Origin of the sequence: Priestia sp. 40, from assembly GCF_049368575.1 — a bacterium.
GTDB lineage: Bacteria > Bacillota > Bacilli > Bacillales > Bacillaceae_H > Priestia > Priestia zanthoxyli.
Window position 1 is genome coordinate 66,306 of sequence record NZ_JBMPZA010000015.1, and the last position, 24,392, is coordinate 90,697.

Annotated in this window: 21 protein-coding genes; 4 read left to right on the plus strand and 17 right to left on the minus strand. The window is 39.1% G+C overall.

All coding sequences use genetic code 11. The features are described 5' to 3' along the window. Positions 1–11: 11 nt before the first annotated feature. From ACO1DI_RS15260 to nei, 3 genes are all read right to left on the minus strand, one after another. Positions 12–1,391 (minus strand): DUF6612 family protein, encoded by a 1,380-nt coding sequence (locus tag ACO1DI_RS15260; protein ID WP_423145449.1) that lies wholly within the window; start codon positions 1,389–1,391, stop codon positions 12–14. 215 nt (positions 1,392–1,606) lie between these two features. Then, complete coding sequence (locus ACO1DI_RS15265; RefSeq protein ID WP_014461415.1) at positions 1,607–1,984, minus strand: FAS1-like dehydratase domain-containing protein; 378 nt, start codon at positions 1,982–1,984, stop codon at positions 1,607–1,609. A gap of 104 nt (positions 1,985–2,088) precedes the next feature. Continuing rightward, complete coding sequence (gene nei, locus ACO1DI_RS15270; RefSeq protein ID WP_014461416.1) at positions 2,089–2,907, minus strand: endonuclease VIII; 819 nt, start codon at positions 2,905–2,907, stop codon at positions 2,089–2,091. A 249-nt stretch (positions 2,908–3,156) separates the two neighbouring features. Between nei and ACO1DI_RS15275 the strand changes: the two genes are divergently transcribed. Beyond that, positions 3,157–4,158 carry a DUF3231 family protein gene (locus ACO1DI_RS15275; protein ID WP_014461417.1) on the plus strand — a complete coding sequence of 334 codons (1,002 nt, stop codon included), beginning with the start codon at positions 3,157–3,159 and terminating at the stop codon, positions 4,156–4,158. A gap of 26 nt (positions 4,159–4,184) precedes the next feature. On the opposite strand, the gene ACO1DI_RS15280 is transcribed toward ACO1DI_RS15275, so the two are convergent. The 13 genes from ACO1DI_RS15280 to ACO1DI_RS15340 form a co-directional block, all read right to left on the minus strand. Beyond that, the gene (locus ACO1DI_RS15280) at positions 4,185–5,201 is read right to left on the minus strand and encodes a FecCD family ABC transporter permease (protein WP_115653127.1); all 1,017 of its coding nucleotides are present in this window, start codon (positions 5,199–5,201) and stop codon (positions 4,185–4,187) included. 6 nt (positions 5,202–5,207) lie between these two features. Continuing rightward, complete coding sequence (locus ACO1DI_RS15285; protein WP_277549202.1) at positions 5,208–6,242, minus strand: FecCD family ABC transporter permease; 1,035 nt, start codon at positions 6,240–6,242, stop codon at positions 5,208–5,210. 79 nt (positions 6,243–6,321) lie between these two features. Beyond that, complete coding sequence (locus ACO1DI_RS15290; protein WP_423145450.1) at positions 6,322–7,266, minus strand: ABC transporter substrate-binding protein; 945 nt, start codon at positions 7,264–7,266, stop codon at positions 6,322–6,324. 302 nt (positions 7,267–7,568) lie between these two features. Next, the gene (locus ACO1DI_RS15295; protein WP_423145451.1) at positions 7,569–8,756 is read right to left on the minus strand and encodes an acyl-CoA dehydrogenase family protein; all 1,188 of its coding nucleotides are present in this window, start codon (positions 8,754–8,756) and stop codon (positions 7,569–7,571) included. A 15-nt stretch (positions 8,757–8,771) separates the two neighbouring features. After that, positions 8,772–9,905 (minus strand): FMNH2-dependent alkanesulfonate monooxygenase, encoded by a 1,134-nt coding sequence (gene ssuD, locus ACO1DI_RS15300; RefSeq protein ID WP_042992310.1) that lies wholly within the window; start codon positions 9,903–9,905, stop codon positions 8,772–8,774. A 107-nt stretch (positions 9,906–10,012) separates the two neighbouring features. Continuing rightward, complete coding sequence (locus ACO1DI_RS15305) at positions 10,013–11,194, minus strand: acyl-CoA dehydrogenase family protein (protein WP_115653124.1); 1,182 nt, start codon at positions 11,192–11,194, stop codon at positions 10,013–10,015. After that, a complete protein-coding gene (locus ACO1DI_RS15310; protein ID WP_328575073.1) occupies positions 11,191–12,576 on the minus strand; it encodes an LLM class flavin-dependent oxidoreductase in 1,386 nt (461 codons plus the stop codon). Before ACO1DI_RS15310 ends, ACO1DI_RS15305 begins: the two co-directional genes overlap by 4 nt. Positions 12,577–12,882: 306 nt before the next feature. Further along, positions 12,883–13,542 carry an HAD family hydrolase gene (locus ACO1DI_RS15315; RefSeq protein ID WP_014461428.1) on the minus strand — a complete coding sequence of 220 codons (660 nt, stop codon included), beginning with the start codon at positions 13,540–13,542 and terminating at the stop codon, positions 12,883–12,885. 113 nt (positions 13,543–13,655) lie between these two features. Next, positions 13,656–15,035: an APC family permease gene (locus ACO1DI_RS15320; RefSeq protein ID WP_014461429.1), complete on the minus strand. Its 1,380-nt coding sequence runs from the start codon at positions 15,033–15,035 to the stop codon at positions 13,656–13,658. Positions 15,036–15,335: 300 nt separating this feature from the next. Continuing rightward, positions 15,336–16,292 (minus strand): agmatinase, encoded by a 957-nt coding sequence (gene speB / locus ACO1DI_RS15325; RefSeq protein WP_014461430.1) that lies wholly within the window; start codon positions 16,290–16,292, stop codon positions 15,336–15,338. A gap of 122 nt (positions 16,293–16,414) precedes the next feature. Then, positions 16,415–17,791 carry a putrescine aminotransferase gene (locus tag ACO1DI_RS15330; protein WP_028412134.1) on the minus strand — a complete coding sequence of 459 codons (1,377 nt, stop codon included), beginning with the start codon at positions 17,789–17,791 and terminating at the stop codon, positions 16,415–16,417. Positions 17,792–17,816: 25 nt separating this feature from the next. Then, positions 17,817–19,304, minus strand: a complete 1,488-nt coding sequence (locus tag ACO1DI_RS15335; RefSeq protein ID WP_014461432.1) for an aldehyde dehydrogenase family protein — start codon at positions 19,302–19,304, stop codon at positions 17,817–17,819. Between the two features lie 135 nt (positions 19,305–19,439). Then, entirely contained in the window at positions 19,440–20,024 is a 585-nt protein-coding gene (locus tag ACO1DI_RS15340; protein ID WP_014461433.1) for a TetR family transcriptional regulator, read from the minus strand. Between the two features lie 594 nt (positions 20,025–20,618). Here ACO1DI_RS15340 and ACO1DI_RS15345 point away from each other — a divergent pair. Genes ACO1DI_RS15345 through ACO1DI_RS15355 form a run of 3 tightly spaced genes read left to right on the plus strand, consistent with a single transcriptional unit; the run spans position 20,619 to position 23,561 of the window. Beyond that, a complete protein-coding gene (locus ACO1DI_RS15345) occupies positions 20,619–21,482 on the plus strand; it encodes a glycine betaine ABC transporter substrate-binding protein (RefSeq protein ID WP_339995000.1) in 864 nt (287 codons plus the stop codon). Between the two features lie 35 nt (positions 21,483–21,517). Next, positions 21,518–22,723 carry a quaternary amine ABC transporter ATP-binding protein gene (locus ACO1DI_RS15350; RefSeq protein WP_013081886.1) on the plus strand — a complete coding sequence of 402 codons (1,206 nt, stop codon included), beginning with the start codon at positions 21,518–21,520 and terminating at the stop codon, positions 22,721–22,723. After that, complete coding sequence (locus tag ACO1DI_RS15355; RefSeq protein ID WP_014461436.1) at positions 22,716–23,561, plus strand: ABC transporter permease; 846 nt, start codon at positions 22,716–22,718, stop codon at positions 23,559–23,561. The genes ACO1DI_RS15350 and ACO1DI_RS15355 overlap by 8 nt, the downstream gene beginning before the upstream one ends. A 38-nt stretch (positions 23,562–23,599) precedes the next feature. On the opposite strand, the gene ACO1DI_RS15360 is transcribed toward ACO1DI_RS15355, so the two are convergent. Next, the gene (locus ACO1DI_RS15360; RefSeq protein WP_115653121.1) at positions 23,600–24,373 is read right to left on the minus strand and encodes a class I SAM-dependent methyltransferase; all 774 of its coding nucleotides are present in this window, start codon (positions 24,371–24,373) and stop codon (positions 23,600–23,602) included. Positions 24,374–24,392 lie beyond the last annotated feature (19 nt).

A 24,392-nucleotide genomic window follows, 5' to 3' on the forward strand; every position in this document is an offset into this window, starting at 1 on the left:
TCTATGTCTATTTATGATTGTTGAGCAAATGTTAACAGATACTCATCTTGCATTAAAACTTCGTAATCTTTTTCACCATTTCTTATAACGTGTACAGGGACTGTTTTTGTCGGAAGTAATTCAACTGGCTCACGATAGCGTTTTGCTACTCCGTTAATAAGTTCGTTTACTAACTGCTCGTTACTCAGCTCACCCGCCTGATATTTTTCTGCAAGTGGTGTCATGACTTCCGCTAATACACTTGCATCGTTAAATCCTTGAATTTCGACTTGTACAACGTACGCATCATCTTCAGCACTATACGCTGCATCTTTAATGTTATATTTTGTAGATGAAAGAGCTTTTAGAAAAGCGCTGCTTACTTCGTTTAACTGCTCATCGGTTATATTTGAGCTCAATGATGATAAAGCACCTTTAAAATTCGTTTCAAAAAACTCTACAAACGAACTCTTTTGGAACTCCCCTTTTTCTTTTACCTGCTTCTTATCTTGCTGATTCGGATGTTTAGCAACAAATTGATCTGTATTTTGATAAACAGTTGCTTGAATTAAAGCATCCACGTATTGTCCCGCTTCCTTGGCATAGGCAGCTTGCTTTTCTTTACTTGGCGTTTCGGTGCTGCTATCTTTAGAAGCAGCAGCGGATTTTGCTTCCACTTTTGGTTTTGTTACATTGTCTAATTGATTATATGTATACGTATACGTTTGCTTAGACTTTGAATTTTCTGTTTTTCCGTCTACTTTAACTGAATACGACTGTTTTTTCTCTACTTTCTTTACTTGCTTCGTTTCTTTATCAATTGTCACAACAAGTGAAAAATCTTTTCCTTTAATTTGATCAAGATCTACAGCAGTATCGTTGCCTTGATTTGTTATTTTATAATAAGCTTTAGCATCATCTGCTACAATTTTTTGCTTTTTGTCTTTGTCTCCGTTGAATGTTAATACATACTCTTTGTCTTTCTCGGTAACGTCAAATTCATTTGGAAGATTTTTATCATATTTTTGATAGTAGCGTATTGGATTTTGTTGAAGCTCCATAGCATTATTAATTAAAGCCGTAACGTACTTTTTTTCTTCTCCCTGTACTTTTGTGCTTTCTTCTCCAGCCACAGCTAACGTTTCATCTCCGTCATGATACATCTTTAGTTCTTCGCCGTTCATTCTTGTGTTAATGTAACCTGCTTTGCTTTTAAAATCAAACTCTTGTACTCCGTTGACTTTGTAATCAGAGGATCCTTCTTCTTTCCCAGTGACTTTCACTTGAACATTTTTCACCTTTTCTTGTGCTTCTTTCACGTCACCCGTTAATTCCTCTGAAGACGGCATCCCACATGCCGAAAGCAATAGAGCGAATGATAGTGCTAAGCCTGTATTCATTATTTTTTTCATGTAAGAAACTCCTTTTTAAATATTTACCAAAATTAAGAATCTATGTACTTAGTAAATACACATTTTTACCATTTATGAAACTCAACTTTACTAATTTACCATATTTACATTTAAATGGTAAATGACAAAAGAAGGAAAATGAACAGCAAAAAAAGTCACGGGTTCGTGACTTTTCTAACCATATTCATAACTCACATTTTGTTAACGCTTTCAATTTAATCTCGAATAATTCCATTACTTGTCCCTATCAGTACTTCTTTACCTTGTTGATTTCGATACACTGATTTGATTTTCACTTTTTGAAAACCATCTGCTTTTTCTACTTCAGTTAATACGCATTCACAGGTAATCGTATCTCCTGCAAAAACTGGACGAAGAAATTCACTCACCATTTCTCTTGCAATGTAGTTTAAGTCTCCCCCTATTTTTGTCCCAATACTAGCAGTCATAAGTCCATGCACCATTAGCCGCCCTTTTTCGTCACGTTCTATATGATGTTTGCCCCGGTCTCCAGTCATCTCCGCAAACTGCATGATTTCTTCCTCTTGAAACGTTCTTTGCCACGTAAATGTATCTCCTGCTTTACATTCCATCTTATCCCTCCCCTTAAGAATATGCCTTTACTTTTTAACTATATCACAAGAATGAACAGCCGTTCATTTTCACATCAAAAAAATAGCAGAATAAATATATCCTGCTATTTTTGACAAGTAGGACAGTAATAAAGCCTTCTAGAAGCAGCCTGCACTTTTAAGATAGGCGTGCCGTCAATTCGGCAAGCTTCTCCTTCACGGTTAAAAACCCAGTGGCGGTATTCAGAGCGCTTTTGGCCTTTCTTTTTTAACGTTTCAGCAAGCTCTACGTCATTTGTAATGCCACCTGTTTCATAGGACTGTTTTACAAGAGAAATGGTTGCTTCAGCTGCCTTTTTAAGCTGTTCTTCCGTGCAGTCTACTGGACGAGCTGCAGGATTAATTCCCGCTACAAATAGAATTTCACTGCGCAAATAATTTCCAATCCCCGCTATAAAGCTTTGGTCTAGCAGCAGCGACGCCCATTTTCTGCGGTAAAATGCCTTAGAGTAAAAGCGGTCTAAAAGCTCGCCTGCCGTTACTTCTTCACTTAAAATATCCGGACCTACTCTTGATACAAAAGGATGAGCAGAAACTTCTTCATCACGCAATACTTCAATATCAGAAGCGCTATAGAGCAGCGCTGATTTCTTTTCATTATGAATAGCAAGACGCAGCTGTCTGTTTGTAGATGGATAATTGTAAGATGAACGTACATACCATTTTCCATAAAGCTGATTATGTGAATAAATGGTATAGCCGTTGTCAAAACGAATAAGCATAGCCTTCCCTTTTGTATCTACCCTTTTAATACGAGCACCCGTTAATACTTCTTCGTAATGCTGTAAAGATGGAAAAGCAAACCATATCTCTCTAACGGGAAGACTGATAATCGCTTTTTCCACTTCATCGGCTGCTCGTCTAATTTCTGGACCTTCTGGCATATAATGAAACTCCTTTCTTGCCTGACTTTCTTCATTTATTATTTCGGTTTTATTTCTGCTTTGCAAGAAAGAAGCGGTTGAGCTCTTCTTTTCCTAAAAGAACCTTTAAATTATGCATGAAGGTTACTCTTATAGTAAAATGTTGATACCTTTTTTTACTTTCTATAGTGTTTATCTTACTTCCTTTGACTTATACTAGTTAATAACCTTTTAGAAACTTGTTAATTATCTATATATGAGGAGTTTATTATGAACAATCAATCATTTTCTCCACTGTCAGCCGCCGAGATGGCTGTTATTTGGAAGCAATATATGAACGATAAAGCAATTTCTTGTATGCTTAAACATTTTCTGTATCATGTAGACGATTTGGATATTCAAAAAGCGATTCAAGGTACACTGCACATCACAACCAAAAACAGTGATGCGCTCACTGCTATCTTTTTAAAAGAAAATATGCCAATTCCGCTTGGCTTCGGAGACGAAGACGTTGATGCTGAAGCACCAAAGTTGTTCTCGGACTCCTTTTATTTGCTTTATTTGAAGCATATTTCAAATGTCCTTCTGCTGTCAGCAACTACGGGCGTCGATGTTGCCGCAAGAAATGATGTACGGTCTTTTTTTCGCAGCTTGCTGCTAAAAGCGGAAAAGCTCAATCAAACGATTACAGATTTGCTGTTAGAAAAACAAATCTTTATAGAGCTTCCTCCTATTCCGATTGCAGATGCGTCTGATATGAACGACAAAGAACTCTTTCTAGGGAGCTATTTTGATGAAAAGCGCCCGTTAACCGTCATTGAAATTTCTCATATCGTATCAAGTATACAGACGAATTTGATTGCAAAAGATTTAATTTTAGGATTTGCTCAAATAGCTCCTTCTCAGGACATTCAGGCTTTTTTATTAAAGGGTAGAGAACTTGTGCAGCAGCATATTGAATCCCTGTCACAACCGCTGATGGTAGAAAACATACCGGTCACAATGAAGTGGGATTACGGAGTAGAAAAGTCTTCCGTTCCTCCATTTTCAGAAAAACTCATGATGTTTCACCTAGCCGCGATGATTACTGAAAATGTACGTGGATACGGGCTGGCGATGTCAACGAGCCCGCGTTTAGATCTCGCGTTAAATTATACAAACTTCACAACTGAAATTTTGGAATATGCCAAAGAAGTATCAAGAATAAGTATTGAACAAGGATGGCTAGAAGAGCCTCCGCATATTCCATTCCCAAAAATTCATTTGGAATAAAAATAAGCTCGCTCTAAAGCGCGAGCTTATTTTTTAGATTCTCTCCACAATAAATAAAGAAAATACGGAGCGCCGATAATGCCAATGATTAATCCGGCCGGAATTTCAATCGGAGGAGCAATTCCTCGCCCAATTAAATCTGCTGCTAGTACAAACAAAGCGCCAAGTAAAGCGGCTGTAGGAATTAGTTGTTTATGTCTCGGTCCCACTAACCGTTTGGCCACATGAGGAATAATAAGCCCTACAAAGCCAATAGTGCCAACAACCGACACAACAGCAGCCGTCATTGCCACTGCGCTTGCTAGTAATACTAGACGAATTAACTCTACTCTAGCCCCTAGTCCTCGAGCCACTTCATCACCTAAATGAATTAAATCTAACCGAGCAGCTAACAGCCAAATCAGCGGTACTAGTATAACGACCCACGGAAGTAAACCAATCAATTGATCCCATGTTCTTCCCCATAAGCTGCCGCTCAGCCAAATGAGTGCCGCATTGACGTTTGGATTTGCTTTTGAAATTAACAAGTGAATACCCGATGAACAAAAAGCGCTGACTGCTACACCTATTAATGCAAATCGAATAGGTTCTACTCCTTTTTTATAAGCAAGCAAATAGACGATTACAAAGACAATAGAGCCTCCTGCAAACGCAGCGACTGATAAAACAGACGGGCTTGCTAAAGGCAGTAAAATAGTGACTGCAACAGCAGCTAACCCTGATCCGCTTGAAAGACCTAATGTATCTGGACTGGCGAGCGGATTTCTCATAATAGACTGTACGACGACTCCGGACACAGCTAGGCCGATTCCCGTTAAAATAGCCAGCAAAATACGAGGCAGGCGAAATTCTACCAAAATAGACGTCAAGTCAGGATCGCCAATGCCAATAAAAGACGTAATAATATCTAATGGCGGTATGTTAATGTCTCCTAAGCTAAGGCTTATCACGCTTAGCGCTATAATTAAGACAGAAAGAATGATAAACAGGCCGACAGACTTGAATCGAGATGGCTGCTTTTTTGTTTTATTGACAGTCTGCATATATACTCATGCCTTCCTTTCTGTTTTTTTGCTTCTCGCCAAGTAAATAAAGTACGGTGTTCCAAGCAATGCTGTTACTGCACCTACAGGGGTCTCATACGGATATGTAATAAATCGCGACAATACGTCTGCTAATAGCAATAAAGATGCACCAAGCAGCGCGCTCATTGGCAAAACAACTCGGTAATCTACACCTATTAAATAACGAACCATATGCGGAACAACAAGCCCTACAAAGCCAATGGGACCCGCAATTGCCACAGAAACACCTGCTAATACAATCACAACAACTGCAGTGAACGCTCTAATGGCAAAGACTCGCTGCCCGAGTCCTCTAGCTACATCATCTCCTAAAGATAACAAAGAAGACGCTCTTCCCAGACCAAACGCAATAAGCAGACCCACAATGCTAAAAGGAAGCAACACGTGAACATGTCCCCAATCCCGCCCAATAACTGAGCCGGTGAGCCAAAACATAACGCCTTCTGTTTTGCTTTCATTAAAAATTAACAGCGTTTGCGTAAGAGACATAAGCATACCTTGTATAGCGACACCCGTTAAAGCAAGCTTTACATCGCTGTCTCCTCCTTTAATCAACGAACTCATGACGTAGACAATAACAGCAGCAAAGGCGCCTCCTAAAAATGCTCCAAATACCCCACCAATCATGCTTACACTCGGAACTAAAACCGTTAAAAATACCATTGCCGCTGATGCCCCGGCATTAATACCAAAAATACCAGGAGAAGCTAATGGGTTTCTAGTTAATGCTTGCATCAACGCTCCGGCGACAGCCAAATTAGCGCCAACAAATGCCGTTACCAATAAGCGAGGCAGACGGACAGTTTGAATAATAGATTGTTCTTTTGATCCGTCAAAATTTAGTATAGCTTGCTTAATCGTTCCAAAAGAAATATGTATAGAACCGATGGAAATAGATAAAAACATAGAAATCAGTAAAAGAATAATAACCGCAAGGAAAATAGCTATTATACGAAGTGGAGATTTGTTTCTTTTGGATAAACCGTGAACAGCTTTCATAATAGACTGCGCCTCCTTTCATTTGAAAGTTCAATAAAAAGAAAAAAACAACCCCGCTGGATTGTTCTTTTCTTCGTTATTATTTGCCTTCAAATAATAACTTTTCTGCTTCATCTGCAATACCATTTGCACCTTGTACACTTCGGCGAAGAGACCATTTAAATACATCAACTTCATACACTTGATTGTTTTTAACCGCTTTTAGCTCTTTCCATAATGGCTGTTTTGCTAAAGGCGTATGACCTTTTTCATTTCGCATAACAATGAGTTTGTCCGGATCTGCTTTTACCAGCTGTTCCATTGTCATTTTTACACTGTACTCTTTTGTAGGATCTGTTAATGCATTTTTGAAGCCTAATTGCTCAAGAACACCCGTTGTAAAGAAATTTGAAGTTCTAGCATTAATATTACCATTTGCATCAGCGATAACAAGTACATTGCCCGGATTTTTTGGTGCTTTTGCTTTTAAATCCTTCATTTTTTGCTTATGCTCTTCTACCACTTTTTCAACTTTTGCTTTCTTGCCAACCGCTTCTCCTACTTTTAACTCCGTATTTAGTAAATCATCGTAATTAGCATTTAAGTTTTTTAACTCAATCGTTGGCGCGATTTTTGATAATTCTTTATATACATTTTTATGACGTTCTGAATCAGCGATAATCAAATCTGGCTTCAACAGTTTAATCAATTCCAAGCTTGGCTGTGCTCGCGTGCCAACTGATTTGTATCCTTTAATTTCTTTTAGTACATCTTTATCAATAAGCTGTTCTGCTTTATCATCATCAGCTACTCCTACAGGTTTAATCCCAGCATCTAACAATGCATCAATAAAACCTAACTCTAATACGACTACTCGCTTTGGATTTTCTTTTACTTTTGTCTCTCCAAGCTCATGTTTAACCACTCTTGTTTTTTCATTTTTTTCATCGGCTGAATTTTCCTTGTTCGTGCTGCTGCAGCCGATAAGCATTCCGATTGCCAGCATTGTAATAAAAGCCAGCAGTCCTATTTTTTTCTTATTCAAATGTCATTCCTCCTGCTTGTATCTTTATGTAGATAATTGACTCTTGAAACTGATAATCGTTATCATTATATCAGTTTTATCTATTTAAACAAGCTGATTCGTTATTTTTTAATTAAAAAAGTTATACCTATTCTAGTAAAAAAGAAATAGCTACATAATGAAATCCACCCAATCAACAGCTAGAAGCAACTCAATATAAGAAACCTACGTTCACTCTAACCATGAAAAAATCCGAACGATTCATCGTTCGGATCTTCCTTCAATTAAAATACTTTTGTCCCAGCCTCTTTTTAGCAGACTTTCTATGAATATGGGGTAATCGGCGGCAGTTCACTGCTAAGATACCATTTACCTATGTCACGCAGCTTGTAAGCAACAGGATCGTGTAAGCTAATTGTTCGTGCGTTGCGCCAGTAGCGATCAAATTTATACTGATCAGACGTGGCTCTAGCCCCCATCCCATCAAATATAGTGGAAGTAATATGTAAGGCCGTTTTGGCAGTAAATGTTTTAGCCATCGCAATGGCAACTCCGCACTCGCCCCGCTGCTGTTTCGTTAACGCGTCTTCTTTTTTCCATGCATGATCAAATTCTGCAACAGCTTTTTCGATAAGTGCTGAACAAGCATGAAGATTTAAACTCATTTCACCGTATTGCTGAATAATATAAGGATCTTGCTCTGCTGCTTCAACATCTGAACTTAGCCACGGTTTTGTATGAGCCTTCACGTAAGCTTTTGATTCTTCCAAAGCGCCTTGAGCAATACCGTACAATAAGTGAGTGAGCATAAGCTGAGCCAAATGCGTTCGTACCGTAGGAAAAACCTTTTGCTCTTCAGCTGCTTTATGCAATATTTCTTCTTCATACACGATAACACCTTCAAACTTTACGCTTCCGCTATCCGTTTGGCGCTGTCCAAATCCGTCCCAATTATCTTCAGTAACAATTCCGGCTCTATGAGTAGGAAGTACACATAGCAATACCTCACCGTTTTCTTCTTGAGCCGATACTAACAAACGATCGGAATCCGTTGCCCCAGAACAAAAACTCTTGCTTCCGCTGAGCATTAATCGTCCATTTTCTCGAACTGCTTTCAGCCCCGAATCTCTAGGATTAAAGGCATTGCCCCAAAAAAGCTGCTGAGCTGCCGTTTCTTTGTAAAAAGTTTTGTACTGCTGAGTACTTCCAAACAGAAACGTCGAACAAATCGTCAAATAATGATAACCCAACAAGTGTGCAAGTGAACTATCTGCTTTCGCAATGATATTCACGATTTTAAAAACAATCGGCCAGTCGGCTCCATAACCTCCGTATTCCTTAGGAATTGGGAAGGCTAAAAGACCGCTTTTTCTAAGCAGATTACGCTCATGTAGAGGCGTTCCGCCTTCTCTATCTCTTTTTACAGCAGTTTTGGAAAACTCTTTAGCCAACCGGTTAGCCAATTCAAGGATCTTTTCTTGAGACACTGCAATCGTTTGGGTATTGTTCACTGTTTCCCTCCTTTCTCACCTTTTAGCCGGTGTTTTATCATTCACTTTCACTTCACCAAATGGACTGATAAATGTGCGCTCGTTCTCATCGTGCTTACGCTTAACTGGAAGCCTTGGAAACAAAAGCTCTGCTGTTCGATATGCTTCTTCTAAATGAGGATACCCGGATAAAATAAATGTTTCAATACCTAACTCTGCATATTCTTTGATTCGTTGTGCCACTGTATCAGCATCTCCTACTAAAGCAGTCCCTGCTCCTCCTCGAACTAACCCTACACCAGCCCATAGATTAGGGCTTACCTCTAAGTTTGAACGGTCGCCTTGATGCAAGGCGCTCATACGTTTTTGACCTTCTGAATCCATTCGAGAAAATACTTTTTGGGCTGATTTAACGGCTTCTTCATCAACATGTTGAATCAGTTCATCTGCCGCTTTCCAGGCTTGTTCTTCAGTTTCACGAACAATGACATGAAGCCTGATGCCAAATCGAATTTCTCTTCCTGTCTGCCTGGCTTTTTCTTTCATTCGTTCAATTTTTTCTTTTACTTGTGCAGGAGGCTCTCCCCAAGTCAAATAGACGTCTATATGCCTTGAGGCAACGTCCATCGCTACAGGAGAAGAGCCTCCAAAATAAAGGGAAGGATACGGTTTTTGGATCGGCGGATAAAGTACGTCTCCACCTTTAACACTCAAGTAGTCTCCGTCGAAGTGAACATCCGATTCATTTAATACCCTTCTCCATATGGTTAAAAATTCATCTGTCAGCTCATAGCGATCGTGATGGTTTAAAAACACTCCGTCTCCTTCTAACTCAACGGGATCTCCTCCTGCTACAACATTAATAAGAAGCCTTCCTTTAGAAAATCGGTCAAATGTTGCAGCCATTCTTGCGGCTTGTGTAGGCGACATTAAACCCGGGCGTACTGCTACTAAAAACTTCAGATTGTCAGTGACGGGCACTAAAGTAGATGCAGCAATCCACGCGTCTTCACATGACTTTCCCGTCGGAAGCAAGACCCCGCTATAGCCTAGCTCATCCGCAGCTTGTGCAACTTGTTTGCAATAAGAATAGCTTGCAGCCCTGGCTCCTTCATGGCTTCCTAAATAACGTCCATCCCCATACGTTGGAATAAACCAAAACAACTCCACTTGTATTCGCCCCTTTTTAAAGCTACATAAAAAAACTCCGTTATTACAAATAAACTGCAATAAGGAGCCTCAGTTGTCTGATAGCTTCATTTTTTACTATTTTTAAATCAAGCATACGGATTAGGTGTAGGGTACTGCTGATTCAACACCCAGTCCCCAACCGTTCGAAGCTTGTATTCAGCTGGATTATGAAGAGTATGAGTTCTTACATTACGCCAGAATCGGTCGTATCCGTATTCAGCATGAACCGAACGCGCTCCCATAACTTCAAATATCTTACTTGTGATATCCAGTGCGGCATTACCAGCAAAAACATTGGCAGCCGCTACGTGAACTGCTAGATTTCCACGTTCTTCTTCCGTTAGTTTTTTGCCTTTTTCCCACGCTTCATCCAATATGAGAGCTGCTTCATCTGCAAGTGCACTGGCTGCTTTCGCTTGAATCCAGAGTTCACCGTATTTTCGCAGTATACCTGGATCATCCGAAGCTTTTTTTACTCCTGATGTTAACCAAGGCCTTGTTTTAGAAGCCGTGTAGTTTTGTGCTTCTTCAATTGCTCCAAAAGCGCTTCCTATAAAGACATTCGTTAAAATAATTTGCGACAGCGAGGCTCCAATAGTTGAAAAAGGAGTAGGATTTTCAACAAAATCTTGAACCACTTCATGTTCTTCTATTCGTACATTTTTAAAATCTACATTTCCACTTCCCGTCTGTCTTTGTCCCATCGCATTCCAATCATCTTTGACGGTAATGCCTGTTCTGTCAGTAGGCACGACTCCGTTTAAATATTGCCCCGTTTCCCTGTCATTAAACGATAGCCATAAGTACTGAGAATCAGGTGAACCAGAACCGAAAGCTTTCGTTCCATTTAATAGATAACCTTGTGATTGCTTATCGCCTTTTAGACTTTCTACTAAAGGATTAGAGGCATTTCCCCAAAAAGCTTGCTGCTGAACAGATAAAGGATAAAAATAGGCCTGCTGTTCTTCTGTACCTTTGATTCGGATATCTGAGACAAACAAGGAGTGATAGCCATATAAGTGACCTAATGCTGCATCGCCTTTCGCCAACTCTCGAACAATAGCCAAAGCCGTTGACCATTTCCCGCCTTCTCCGCCATATTTTTGAGGAATTAATAAATTTAACAGCCCGCTTTGGCGAATAGCATCTTTTTGCTGTTTCGGTGTTCCCCCTTCTTTATCTCTTTGTGCTGCATCCTTTGCAAAAGAAACGGACAGCTTTTTTGCTTGATCAAGATAAATTTCTTCCTTTACAGTGGTCACAGTCATGTTAAACTCTCCTTTTGGCTCGTCTTTCGATATCGAGCGCCATAGTGTTCATCAGGCAAGAATTGTGATTTTTCAAATAGCTTTTCTCTATAAGTTCCTTCACTGTAATCCGTTTTGAATAAATCTCTTTCCTGCAAAACAGGAATCACTAAATCAATAAAATCAGCAAACGTCCCCGGTGTGGTTACATAAGCCATATTAAACCCATCCATGCCCGTATCGTTTATCCATTCTTCCATAAAATCAGCTACTTGTTCTGGACTCCCCACAGTAACTGGGCCCATCCCTCCGATACTGACAAATTTCACTACTTCTTCTACCGTCCACTTTCTATCCGGATCACTTATTGTAAATTTCTCTAAAGCGGAACGGACTGAATTTGTCGCAATAAATTCAATGAGCTGTTCTGGTTCATAGGCAGAAACATCGATTCCCGTCCAGCCGCTAAACAGCGTAGCTGCCCCTTCAAAATTCACATAGCTTTCAAAACGAGCAAGCTTCTCTTCAGCCTCTTTTTCTGTTCGTCCAACAATTGGGGTAAATAAATTAAAAATTAATACGCTATCTGGGTCTCTGCCCTCTGCAGCAATTTGAGTGCGCATTTTTTTCACATAATCTGAGGCTACTTTTTTAGTAGGAAAACTTGTAAAGATACATTCAGCGTGTTTGGCAGCAAATTCTCTTCCTGGTGCAGAAGCTCCTGCTTGGAATAAAACTGGAGTTCGCTGCGGTGAAGGTTCTGACAAATGTACGCCTGGAACACTAAACCACTTCCCTTTATGATTAATAGGATGAACCCGGTCTGGAAGTGTAAAGATCCCTTTTTCTTTATCTTTTACAACAGCTCCTTCCTCCCAACTTCCTTCCCATAACTTATAGCAGACTTCTAAAAATTCATCGGCAATATCATAGCGGGTTTCATGCGTAAAGTGTTCTTCTAATCCTAGATTGATTGATCCACTTTCAAGGTATGAAGTCACAATATTCCATGCAATACGGCCATTTGTTAAATGATCCAATGTCGAAAATTTACGCGCAAACGCATAAGGCTTCTCATAAGTAGTAGATACCGTTACCCCAAACCCTAAATGGTTTGTAGCATACGCCATAGCGGAAATAAGCGCAGTTGGTTCATTCACGGGAAGCTGAGTAGCTTGTTTAAGAGCTCCTTCGTTACTTTGCCTATAAACGTCATAAATGCCTAATACATCGGCTAAAAACAAACCGTCAAACTTTCCTTTTTCCAATAGCTTAGCTAACTCTACCCAGTAATCTAACGTTTTATATTCGGACGCCTGATCACTTGGGTACGTCCACAAACCAGGTGTCTGATGTACAACACAATTCATATCAAACGCATTTAAATAAATATGTTTCCCCATAGCAACCTCCAAAACTAATTAAATACATAAATTAACTAAGAATTAAATCTGTTTGGAAGTAATCTTAAAACATATTCTTCCAGAGTGTCAATGAAACTTCTTGCCTTATAACGAAACATAAATGAAGCTATTACTAATACTGAATTAGGATTTCTTTAAAGGTTATTGACTTATTATTCTAATAACTAAAAAGCATTACGACGGTGTCTATAACCCTGTAGATAATCCTTTTGATTTGACTGAAGAAGCAGTAAAACAATAAAAAAAGCGGTACATTTTCTTTTGGAAAATGTGCCGCTTTTAGCTTTAGTCTTCAATACAAAGATACTGAATCACTTCTTTTAAACTTTTCTCTTTCATCGATTCGATATGTAAGTGATATCTTTCGAATGACAGGTGTTTAGTTAACGGATTTGGTACAATTACACAGCGCAAGCCTGCTGCCATGGCAGCTTTTGCTCCATTAGAAGAATCTTCAAATGCTAAAGCTTCAGAGGGTTCTACTCCTAGCTTTTCAATTGCATTTCGGTAAAGAGCCGGATCTGGCTTCACTTTTTCTACATCATCGCGCGTTTGAATGACTTCAAAATAGTGCAGCAAATCTAGCTCTTTTAAAAATGCTGTTACCCAGTCGCGATACGAGCTGCTTGCTAAACCAATTTTTAATCCAAGTTCTTTTGCTTCTGCCAAGTACTCTGCTACACCTTCTCGGGCTACTAATGATTTCATTTTTTCTTGATGACGTCTTAACGATTCTTGAGCCAGTTCCTCTTTCGTGAACTCATTGTTAAACTGCTGAAGCAAGTAATCGTAAAGTGCCGTAGCATCCGTTCCCACATAAGAAGCAAACGTTGCAATTGGTAGATCTACTCCCCTGTCTTCTAACATTTCGCGGTACACTTCGTACCACACTGATTCTGTATCAATAATTAACCCATCAAAATCAAATACAACTGCTTTAATCATAATTTACCTACCTTTTTCTATCTTATCGTTCTTACATAGTAACACGTTCAAAATACGTAATCCATAAATGTGGCTTCTTTAATAAGATAGGCTTAAACAGGTAGTTTCTATCCTTACTTTTCTCCGACTTTCATCAAAGGTGACATTTCTTCTGTTTCCTTAAACTCAATGGAAGACAGCTGTCTTCTAAAACCTTTCGTTGCATACACTAAATAAACTAAACCGGCAATCGCCCAGCCAATACCAAGTAAAAATGAATTGCGCTCCAAGTTAAGCCATAAAACGCCAATCGCCGCTGCTCCTAATAGTGGCATAATAATGTATGACCAAAAACCCTTAGCCGACCGGTGCTGCTTTTGATGAACAGCATAGTGCGCAATAACCGAAATATTAACAAAAGAAAACGCAATGAGTGCTCCAAAATTAATAAATGACGTAGCCGTTGCCAGACTAAAGAAAATGGCAGTTGCTGATACCACTCCGACTAATACAATATTTCGCGAAGGTGTACGCAGCTTAGGATGAACATAACCAAAAAATGACTGAGGTAAAATTCGGTCGCGTCCCATTACGTATAATAAACGCGAAACGCTTGCATGCGATGACATGCCTGATGATAATGTTCCTGCAATTCCTCCAGCTAAAAAGACAATTTGAAACAGCGTACCGCTCACATACATAGCAATTTCAGGAGCCGCAGCGTCTGGATGCTTGAATCCTTCTAACGTCGGAAAAACCGCTTGAATAAAATAAGATGTCACGGTAAACATGACTCCTCCGATTAACGCAACTAAAAAAATAGCTCGCGGAATCGTTTTTTTAGGATTGGGCGTTTCTTCTGATAACATAGCCACTGCATCAAACCCTAAATAGGAAAAACACATAAGTGTAGCTCCTGCTATTAGCCCTGATGACGTCATGTTCTGATTAAAGAAGGGCTTCATAGAAAAAAGTGTTCCTTCCCCCATTCCGCCTAGCAAGGCTTTGATTGAAACAGCAACAAACAATACTAAAATCGTCATTTGAAATACAACAAGAAACGTATTGAAATTGGCAGTGAAATTAACGCTTCGTAAATTTAACAGCGTAACGATAATAACGAAGCTGACAACCCAAATCCACGATGGTACAGAAGGGAAAATAGATGATAAATAAATTTGAAAAATAAGTGCGTTAACCATCGGTAAAAAGAGATAATCCATTAGTGCAGACCAGCCAACTAAGAACCCTAAATGTGGATTGATTGTCTTTTGCGTATATGTATAAGCTGATCCTGCATTTGGAAACACTTGAATCATCTTTTTGTAGCTTACTGCCGTGAGAAGCATCCCGACAAGGGCTATGATATAAGACGTGGGAACGTGTCCATTAGTCATATCAGACGCAATCCCAAACGTATCAAACACTACCATCGGAGTCATATATCCGATCCCCATTAATACAATCTGCCATAATTTCAACGACCTTTTTAATGTTACTGTTTCATGTTTCATTTATCTTCCCCCTTCACTTTATTAAGAACATTCTGACAATTTAATCCATAAATGCATATGATTTAATTTCTTTATATAAAAATGAATGACTTTCATTCATTTTTATATAAAGGGTTGTTACGTTTACTATAGCAAATATATGATTTATTTCTTTAAGTTGGTAAGGGTTGCTAACAAACTATCTTTTTCTTTTATCATATTATGAAAGCGCTTTATTTTAAATAGCTATATGTTCCTAATCTCCTGCTATATCAACGCAGAAATACCCTCTGAATGAGAGGGATTTCTGCTTACAAGCCATTATTCAATCGTCGTATCCAATGACTTTCTTTTCGTTTTCACTGCAACTAAACTAGCAAAATCATGAATGATTGTAGCTGCAAGCAAAGAGGTTATCTGAGTTGGATCATAAGATGGCAGCACTTCTACTAGGTCAAATCCAACATAGTTAAATCCCGTTAGAGAACGGATCATTTGCAGCGTTTCTCTGCTGCTGAATCCGCCTACTTCAAGCGTTCCCGTGCCTGGTGCACAAGAAGGATCAACAAAATCAATATCAAATGTTAAAAAGCACGGCGTATCTCCAATCGCTGTCTTCATTTGCTCCAAAATCATTGAAAACCCCTGACGTTCAAGCTCTCCTGCCGTTACTACATGGTAACCGAGGTCTTTGCTTTCTTGAACATCTCCCGGATGATTTAATGTCCCGCGAATACCAATTTGAAAAACTTTCTTCGGATCTACTAGCCCTTCTTCATATGCGCGTATAAAAGGAGATCCGTGCCAATATTTTTCATCATAATACGTATCCCACGTATCTGTATGAGAATCAAAATGAATCATAGCCACTGGGCCATATCTTTTAGCAGCAGCACGAAGGCTTGCTAAAGTAACGGAATGATCTCCTCCAATTCCAATTGGAACGATTCCTCTATCCATAAGAGCTCCTACCGCTTCTTCCATCAATTCATAGCTTCTGTGAATATTATGCGGAATAACCGGCACATCACCAATATCAATGGCATTTGTATCATCAAATGGGTATACGTCGTGTACCGGGTGATAAGGAAACAGCGTCATGGAAGCTTGCCGAATGGCTTGAGGTGCAAAACGCGCACCTACTCTGAAAGATGCCGCCGTATCAAACGGCATCCCTACTAGCCCTACTTTTGCATTTCCTCTTTCCGCTGGAAGCCTCATAAATGAGCCTGTTGTACAAAATTCTGGTTTGACATCTGGGGACAATGGATATTTCATGATTTACTCCTCCGTTTCGATAATTTCAGTTAGTCGCTAGGCATTTGTACTACTAAAATCATCGAAAGCAATACGGGAATAAGAAACGTTTGACGATTCATATTCATTGCTCCTTGTTACATTTATTGGTTACTTAGCTCATTTAATACTTTTTCAAATGTAGAAATGACTTGATCTACTTCTTCCGCTGAAATAGTCAACGGTGGCTCAATACGAATTGTTTTAGAGTTTACAAGCGTCCCAGCTACTAGAATTCCTTCATCAAACATACCTTTAGAAAGCGCGTAGCCAATTTCATCTTGGTGAAATTCAATTCCAATCATTAAACCTTGCCCTCTGATTTCAAGTACTTTATCTCCATGTTTTTCAGCAGCTTTCTTTAAACCAGCAAGGAAGTATTCCCCTAGCTCTTTCGCGCGGTTTGGCAGCTGTTCTTCAATCAACACGTTAATAGTTGCAATAGCCGCTGCGCAGGCAAGCGGGTTGCCTCCAAACGTTGTTGTGTGCATAAACGGATTATCAAAGAAGCTTGAAAACACTTTTTCTTTTGCTACAACCGCGCCAGCAGGCATAACTCCTCCTCCAAACGCTTTAGCAAGACATAAAATATCGGGTACAACATCATATAGTTCTGATGCAAACATTTCACCGGTACGTCCCATACCTGTTTGAACTTCATCAAAAATTAAGATAGCGTCGTACTCATCACACAGTGCACGCACTTCTTTTAAATAATTTTCAGGAGGAAGAATAATGCCGCCCTCTCCTTGAATTGGTTCTAATAAAACAGCTGCCACATCTTCCCCTACAAGCGCGCACGTTTCAAATGTTTTGCGCATCATGTCAATATCACCAAACGGTACGTGACGGAAACCTGGAATTAACGGCAGAAATGGTTTACGGAACATTCCTTTTGCCGTACCTGATAAAGAACCTAGACTTTTTCCATGAAAAGAACGTGTTGTGGAAATAAACGTTGTTCGATCACTATACATTTTCGCTAGTTTTAAAGCGGCTTCTACGCTTTCTGTTCCGCTGTTTGTGAAAAAGGAATACTTCAAATCCCCCGGTGTAATATCTGCTAAAATTTTCGCAAGCATCGCACGAAGTGGATCTAATAAGTCTTGGCTATGGAGCGCTTGACGCTGAAGCTGATCTTGAACAGCTTTGACTACTTTAGGATGACGGTGCCCCACGTTATAAATTCCAAATCCGCCCAAACAATCAATGTATTTTTTACCGTTTACATCAGTAAAACAAGAACCTTCATCTGACCATTCAACAGCTGCGAACTGCGTATCCACCGTTACCGTTTTACGATATTCTAAAAAGCCTGGGTTGACATGCTCACGAAATCCGTCTACTGTTTCTTTCGTAATCCACTGTGCTTCTTCAGCTGATACTTCGCTTTTTTCAATAAGTCCCAGCACTTTGTTGATATATTCGTTTACTTCACCATATGCTTTGTTTACCTCTTGATTTTTTGTCACTGTATTCATTTTAATATCGCTCCTTCTCTACTTTTTAATTTTTAAACCAGCCGATTGGCTCTACTTGTAAATTAATATTAATTTGTTTTACTTCTTGAAATTCTTCCAAACCAAACGTTCCTAGTCCTCGACCAATTCCGCTCTGCTTATATCCGCCCCAAGGCGCTTCGTTAAATGTAAAATGATACGTGTTTACCCAAGTGATACCCGCACGAAGCTTTTTAATCACCCGAAGAGCTTTTGCACCGTCGGTTGTAAACACGCTGCCTGCTAAACCGTATTCCGTATCATTTGCAAGCTTAATAGCTTCTTTTTCATCTTTAAACGTTTGAATAACGACAACAGGCCCAAAGATTTCATCTTGCACAATTTTCATATTTGACGTAACGTTACTAAAAACCGTAGGTTCTACAAAAAAACCTTTTTCCAACCCACTGCTGGTGATTCGATTGCCTCCGCATACAAGGCGAGCGCCTTCTTGCTTTCCAATTTCGATGTACTTTAATACTTTTTTCATATGTTCTTCACTTACAAGAGGGCCCATTTCAATCTCTTGATCCATTCCATTTCCTACTTTAATTTTTTGAGCACGCTCTGCAAAACGTTCGATAAATCGCTCAGCAATGCTTTCTTCTACTAAAATACGAGAACCTGCAGCGCAAATTTGGCCGCTCCCTGCAAAAATTCCAAACAAGGCATAATCTACAGCTGTTTCAAAATCAGCGTCAGCAAATATAATGTTCGGTGACTTTCCTCCAAGTTCTAAAGAGACTTTCGTTACATTTTCTGCTGCTTGACGCATAATGTGTTTTCCAGTTACCGTTCCGCCTGTAAAAGAAATCTTATCAACACGCTTATCTTGAATAAGCGTATTTCCCACAGTATCTCCGGCTCCCATAACAAGATTTGCTACTCCTTTTGGCAATCCTACGCTTTCTAAAATCTCAAAAAGTTTTGTAGGAGTAACTGGTGTCACTTCAGAAGGTTTAAATACAATCGTATTTCCTGCAGCTAAAGCAGGTGCAATTTTCCACACGCTCATCAAGAGCGGATAATTCCAAGGTACAATCAGTCCGCACACCCCGATTGGTTCTTTTATAACCATTGCTTGCATAGGTGCAGGAACACTGTACGTTTGACCGTCTGGTTTTGTAATTAACCCAGCGTAATACCTAAAACAAGCAGCTGCATCTTCCACATCAGCCTCAGCTTCACGATATGGCTTTCCGTTATCCATTGTTTCTAGCGCTGCTAATTCCTCTTTCGCTTCCTCAAGCTTATCGGCAATTTTGAATAAGATGGCTGCTCTTTCAGATGCAGAAGTCTCAGACCAAATTCCGCTGTCAAAGGCTTCTCGTGCTGCTTCAATTGCTGCTTTCATATCTTCTGCGCTGCCTTCTGCAGCATATCCAATTACTTCACCTGTCGCTGGGTTAACAGTTGGACGCTGCTTCTCTGCTTTTCTCCACTCTCCATTTATGTACATATTCAAAGCTAAAGTTTTAACGGCTGTACGATCCATAAGATACCTCCTTATCAAATAACGACTGATTGTCAGTCATTTTAAACCTTTAAAAACTTATAATTCTGATAACTAATTGTATATTTTGAATGAATGTCAGTCATTTTAATGGGTGTAATATTAGCATCGCTAATATTACAATGGCACAAGAGAACGCTTTAAGAATTGAAAAAGTTCTTCCTTCGATTGTTCAAGTGTGACATCTTGCTCTCGCCCGATATAAAAAAGTTCAGCAGCGTTTTCAATCAAATTAATCATCGTCTTAGCTGTCCATTTAACGTTAAGCTGCTTGATGACTTCTTCTTTTTTCACTGCCTCATTTAATACCTCTTCAAACCAGTTGTAATAAGGTAAATAAATAGCTTCCCATGTTTCTAATGAATAGTCAAAAGCGAGCCCCGAATAGCATAAAACAAGAACATCTCTATATTCATCTGTTGTTTTATACGTTTCGTCAATCATCACCTCTAATGTACTTAAAAAATTTGTTGCTGTTTTAGCTCTTTCTTTAATTTTTTCAAGCGACAAAGAAAGTAAGTTTTCTGCAATAGCAGGAACAAGGGCATTTTTGGATCTGAAATAAAGATAAAAAGTTCCTTGAGCTACGCCTGCACGCTTTACAATGTCTGAAATTGATGTTTTATCAAGTCCTTTTTCAGATATAACTTCAATCGCTGCCTGTAAAATCTTATCGTATTTTTCACTTGTGCTTGTAACCAAATCTTTCCCTCCACCTATAAAATGAATGACTTTCATTCATTTTACTATAAGCAGCAGAAATTATGCAAGATAAAATTTTCTGAATCTTTAAATTTAATTAAAAAATCAGCCGTATACTGGCTTCATAAATATTTTTTATTTTATCAATTTTCCCTTACGCTTCTTATATGACTTGTTGCTATTTCTACTCCTTTTACAATTCAAGGTAAAAGCTGATACAACGCACTTTAAGCACCAAATCTTCTGAAATAATAACTTTATTAGAAAGATACTTTTCTGCGTTTATTTATACAGCTTGATCTCCTAATTACTCCTCACTTAAAGTTGACGGAGTAAAAAAAAGAGTGATAACATGTAAGACTGATTCTACAGTCACTTATTTTATCCATTTATTTCCCATAATTTCTCTTAACTACGATGTACATTTTTAGCTAAAAATAACTTTACAACGCCGAAAAATCACCCACTCTATTTCACATTTTATATTTTCTATGTTTATCACCTAAAAAAACCGGGTATACACTTCGTTGTGTTTAGCATCCGTTCTACATATCAGTCATATTGATTTAAAACTTTATAAAGGAGTTACATTGCATGAAGAAACTATTTTTAATCAGCATGATTTGTTTTCTTCTAGTTATTACTTCAGCTTGCGGCAACGGTAATGGCGCCTTTAAAGATAAAAAAACCATTACCATCGGCATGAATAACTATACTGAAAACATTGCCTACACGTACGTATGGAAACAGATTTTAGAAGATCAAGGTTATAAGGTTAGAACTGTTTTCTTAGAGAAAGCCGGTGTTTGGGTAGGAACAGCTAATGACGACATTGACATTTCGTTTGCACCATGGCTTCCTACAACAGATGCGCCTTTTTACAAAAAGTATAAAGACCAAGTGAATATCGAAGACCCTTGGCTTAAAAACGCACGCTTAGGATTTGCAGTTCCCGCCTACATGAAAGATGTGAACACAACGGAAGACCTTGCTAAGGTTGCTTCTGATGTCGATAACAAAGTTATTGGAATTGACCCAGGCTCCAGCATTAACGGATTAGCCGAACAGGCGTTAAAAGATTATAACCTTAAAAGCTATACGCTTGTAAAATCGTCTGAGGCAGCTATGCTCAGTGAACTGCGCAAAGCCTATGATGCCAAAAGACCAATTGTTGTTACTATGTGGAATCCTCACTGGGCTTTTGCAGACTTTGACATCAAATACTTAAAAGATCCTAAAAATTCGTTTGGAGACCCTGACAACATTTACACAATGACAAGCAAGGAATTTAAAAAGACAAACCCTCAAGTCATAAAATGGATGAATAATGCACAGATGAACGATAAATTAATCAGTCCTCTTCTGTCACAAGTTGAAAAATCTTCAAACCCTGAAGAAGCAGCACAGAAATGGGTAAAAAAACATAAAAAGTTAATCGACAGTTGGACGAAAGAGTAATGAACGTAAAAGAAAACAACAATTGAGGTGGACATATGGAACACGTAAAATTAAAAGTACAAAATATAACCAAAGTGTTTGGTAAGAATCCGTCAAAAGCGATTGATTTACTTCAAAAAGGAAAAACAAAAAAAGAAATTTTAGAAGAAACAGGAATGACAATTGGAGTTAATCAAGCAAACTTCGAAATCAAGTCCGGTGAAATCTTCGTCATTATGGGCCTGTCCGGAAGCGGTAAATCCACTTTAGTTCGCATGTTTAACCGCCTTGTTGAACCAACGTCTGGATCTCTTATTTTAGACGGTGACGATGTAGTAAAAATGAACAAAGAGGAACTTCGCGACATGCGCCGAAAAAAAATGAGCATGGTTTTCCAAAACTTTGCCTTATTCCCTCACCGTACGGTTCTTGATAACACAGAATACGGATTAGAAGTTCAAGGTACACCAAAAGCCGAACGTGAAAAGAAAGCAAAAGAAGCGCTTGAATTAGTAGGTTTAAAAGGATACGAAAATCAATATCCCGGTGAACTGAGCGGCGGTATGCAGCAGCGTGTCGGACTGGCCAGAGCACTTGCCAATGACCCTGACATTTTATTAATGGATGAAGCATTCAGTGCATTAGATCCCCTTATTCGTAAAGACATGCAAGATTTTTTACTAGAGCTTCAAGAAAAAATGGAGCGTACAATCATTTTTATTACCCATGATCTTGATGAAGCTCTTCGAATTGGAGATCGGATCGTATTAATGAAAGACGGCAGTGTTGTTCAAGTAGGAACACCCGAAGAGATTATGACAAACCCTGCCAATGATTATGTCGAGCGCTTTGTGGAAGACGTTAATGTAGCTAAAGTATACACAGCTGAAAGCGTGATGAATCGTGCCGAATCCATTACCGTAGACCGAGGTCCGCGTGTAGCTCTTAAAATTATGCAAGAAGCTGGTTATTCAAGCATCTACGTCGTAGACAAGAAAAAAACTCTTCTAGGAGTTGTAACGGCAGATGATATTAGCCGTGCGATTAAACAAGATAAACTGACAGCAGACGTATTAGATACGGATATTCCAACTGTTACAACAGATACGCTACTAGAAAACTTGTACGACAAAATGGTTATCAGCCGTTTTCCGCTACCGGTTGTAGATGAAAACCATCGTCTGCGCGGCATCATTAAAAAAGAACGAGTGATTGAAGCACTCGCCGGTACTGATAGTAATGAGGTGAACGTAAATGAATAGTATTCCTAAAATTCCCGTTGGCAATTGGATTGACCATTTTGTCACGTTTTTAAATGATAATATCAAAGGGTTTTTTGATGTTATTTCAGCTATTGTCGATGGTATTGTAAGTTTTATTGTACTAGTGCTAACCTTTCCACCAGCATTAATTTTAATCTTAATTGTCGGAATCATTGCTTGGTTTTCAAGTAAAAAATGGTCATTTACTATTTTATCGATGATTGGTCTATTATTTATTCTTAATCTTGGCTACTGGCAAGAAACAATGGACACACTAGCCCTCGTTTTAACAAGCGTACTGATTTCGATTATAGTAGGAATTCCGCTTGGCATTTGGGCATCTCAAAGCGAAAAGACAGCTCGGATTATTACGCCAATCTTAGACTTTATGCAAACGATGCCTGCATTTGTTTATTTGATTCCAGCACTTTTCTTCTTTGGAATTGGGGTGGTACCAGGTGTTATCTCATCTGTGATCTTTGCAATGCCTCCAACGATTCGCTTAACGAACCTAGGTATTCGTGAAGTACCCGCTGACTTAGTAGAAGCAGCAAATGCCTACGGTTCAACAACAAAACAAAAATTATTTAAAGTACAGCTTCCATTAGCTACAAAAACAATCATGGCCGGAATTAACCAAAGCATCATGCTATCTCTTTCAATGGTTGTTATTGCTTCTCTTGTAGGTGCTCCGGGACTTGGTGCGGAGGTATATCGTGCAGTTTCTCGACTTGAAGTCGGCACGGGCTTTGAAGCTGGAATTTCAATCGTTATTTTAGCGATTATTTTAGACCGTATTACGCAATATTTTGGAAATCGTTCAAAACAACGAGCATAAGTAAAAAAAGAAGCCAACTCCGGTGAGTTGGCTTCTTTTTATTTATTTTTGTAACACGCTACAAAGATTGCTTCTCCTTGAAACGATTCAATTCCCTGTTGATTCGTTTTGATGTCGAAAAACTGTTTAAATCCGCTTGGTATATTCAGCATATATTGAGTAAGCTCACGCTTTGTCTCTTCCGGAACATTCATCATTCCACACCAGTCATCAAATAAAAAGCGCTTTGGAAAAGTTGTCAGCACTTCTGTACGGAATCCTTGCATTTCAAGCATAGAAAGCCACTCTGTTTTTTTATAAGCACGATAATGGCTTGGATCTCTTGTCTTTTCAACTCGATTATAAAACTCGTCATAGGCATTCACTTCCGGCGCTACATTATCAATGAGCAAGAACTGTCCGCCTGGCTTTAACACTCGGTATACCTCTTTGATGAACTGTTTAATATTAGGAAAATGGTGCGGTGCAATTCTGCACGTTACCGTATCAAACTCGTCATCTTGAAATGGCATATCCTCAGCATCTCCTTGAACAAACGATACATTTTCATGACCATTTTCTTTAATGAAGCCTTCAGCACTTTGCAACATTTGAGGAGTTAAGTCAAAAGCCGTTACTTCTTGAAAGACAGGTGCTAACTTATTTGCCACGTGTCCTCCTCCTGTTGCTACATCAAGCAGCTTTCCCCCTCTATTTTCTTCAGCAATTTCCGCTAAAACAGCTAAATCTTTGCCTTTCGCATGACCTTTACTTTTGACGTACTTTCCAGCATTCCCCCCGAACTGACTGACCACCATTTCTTTATTACTCATCTATTCTCCCCCATTTCCC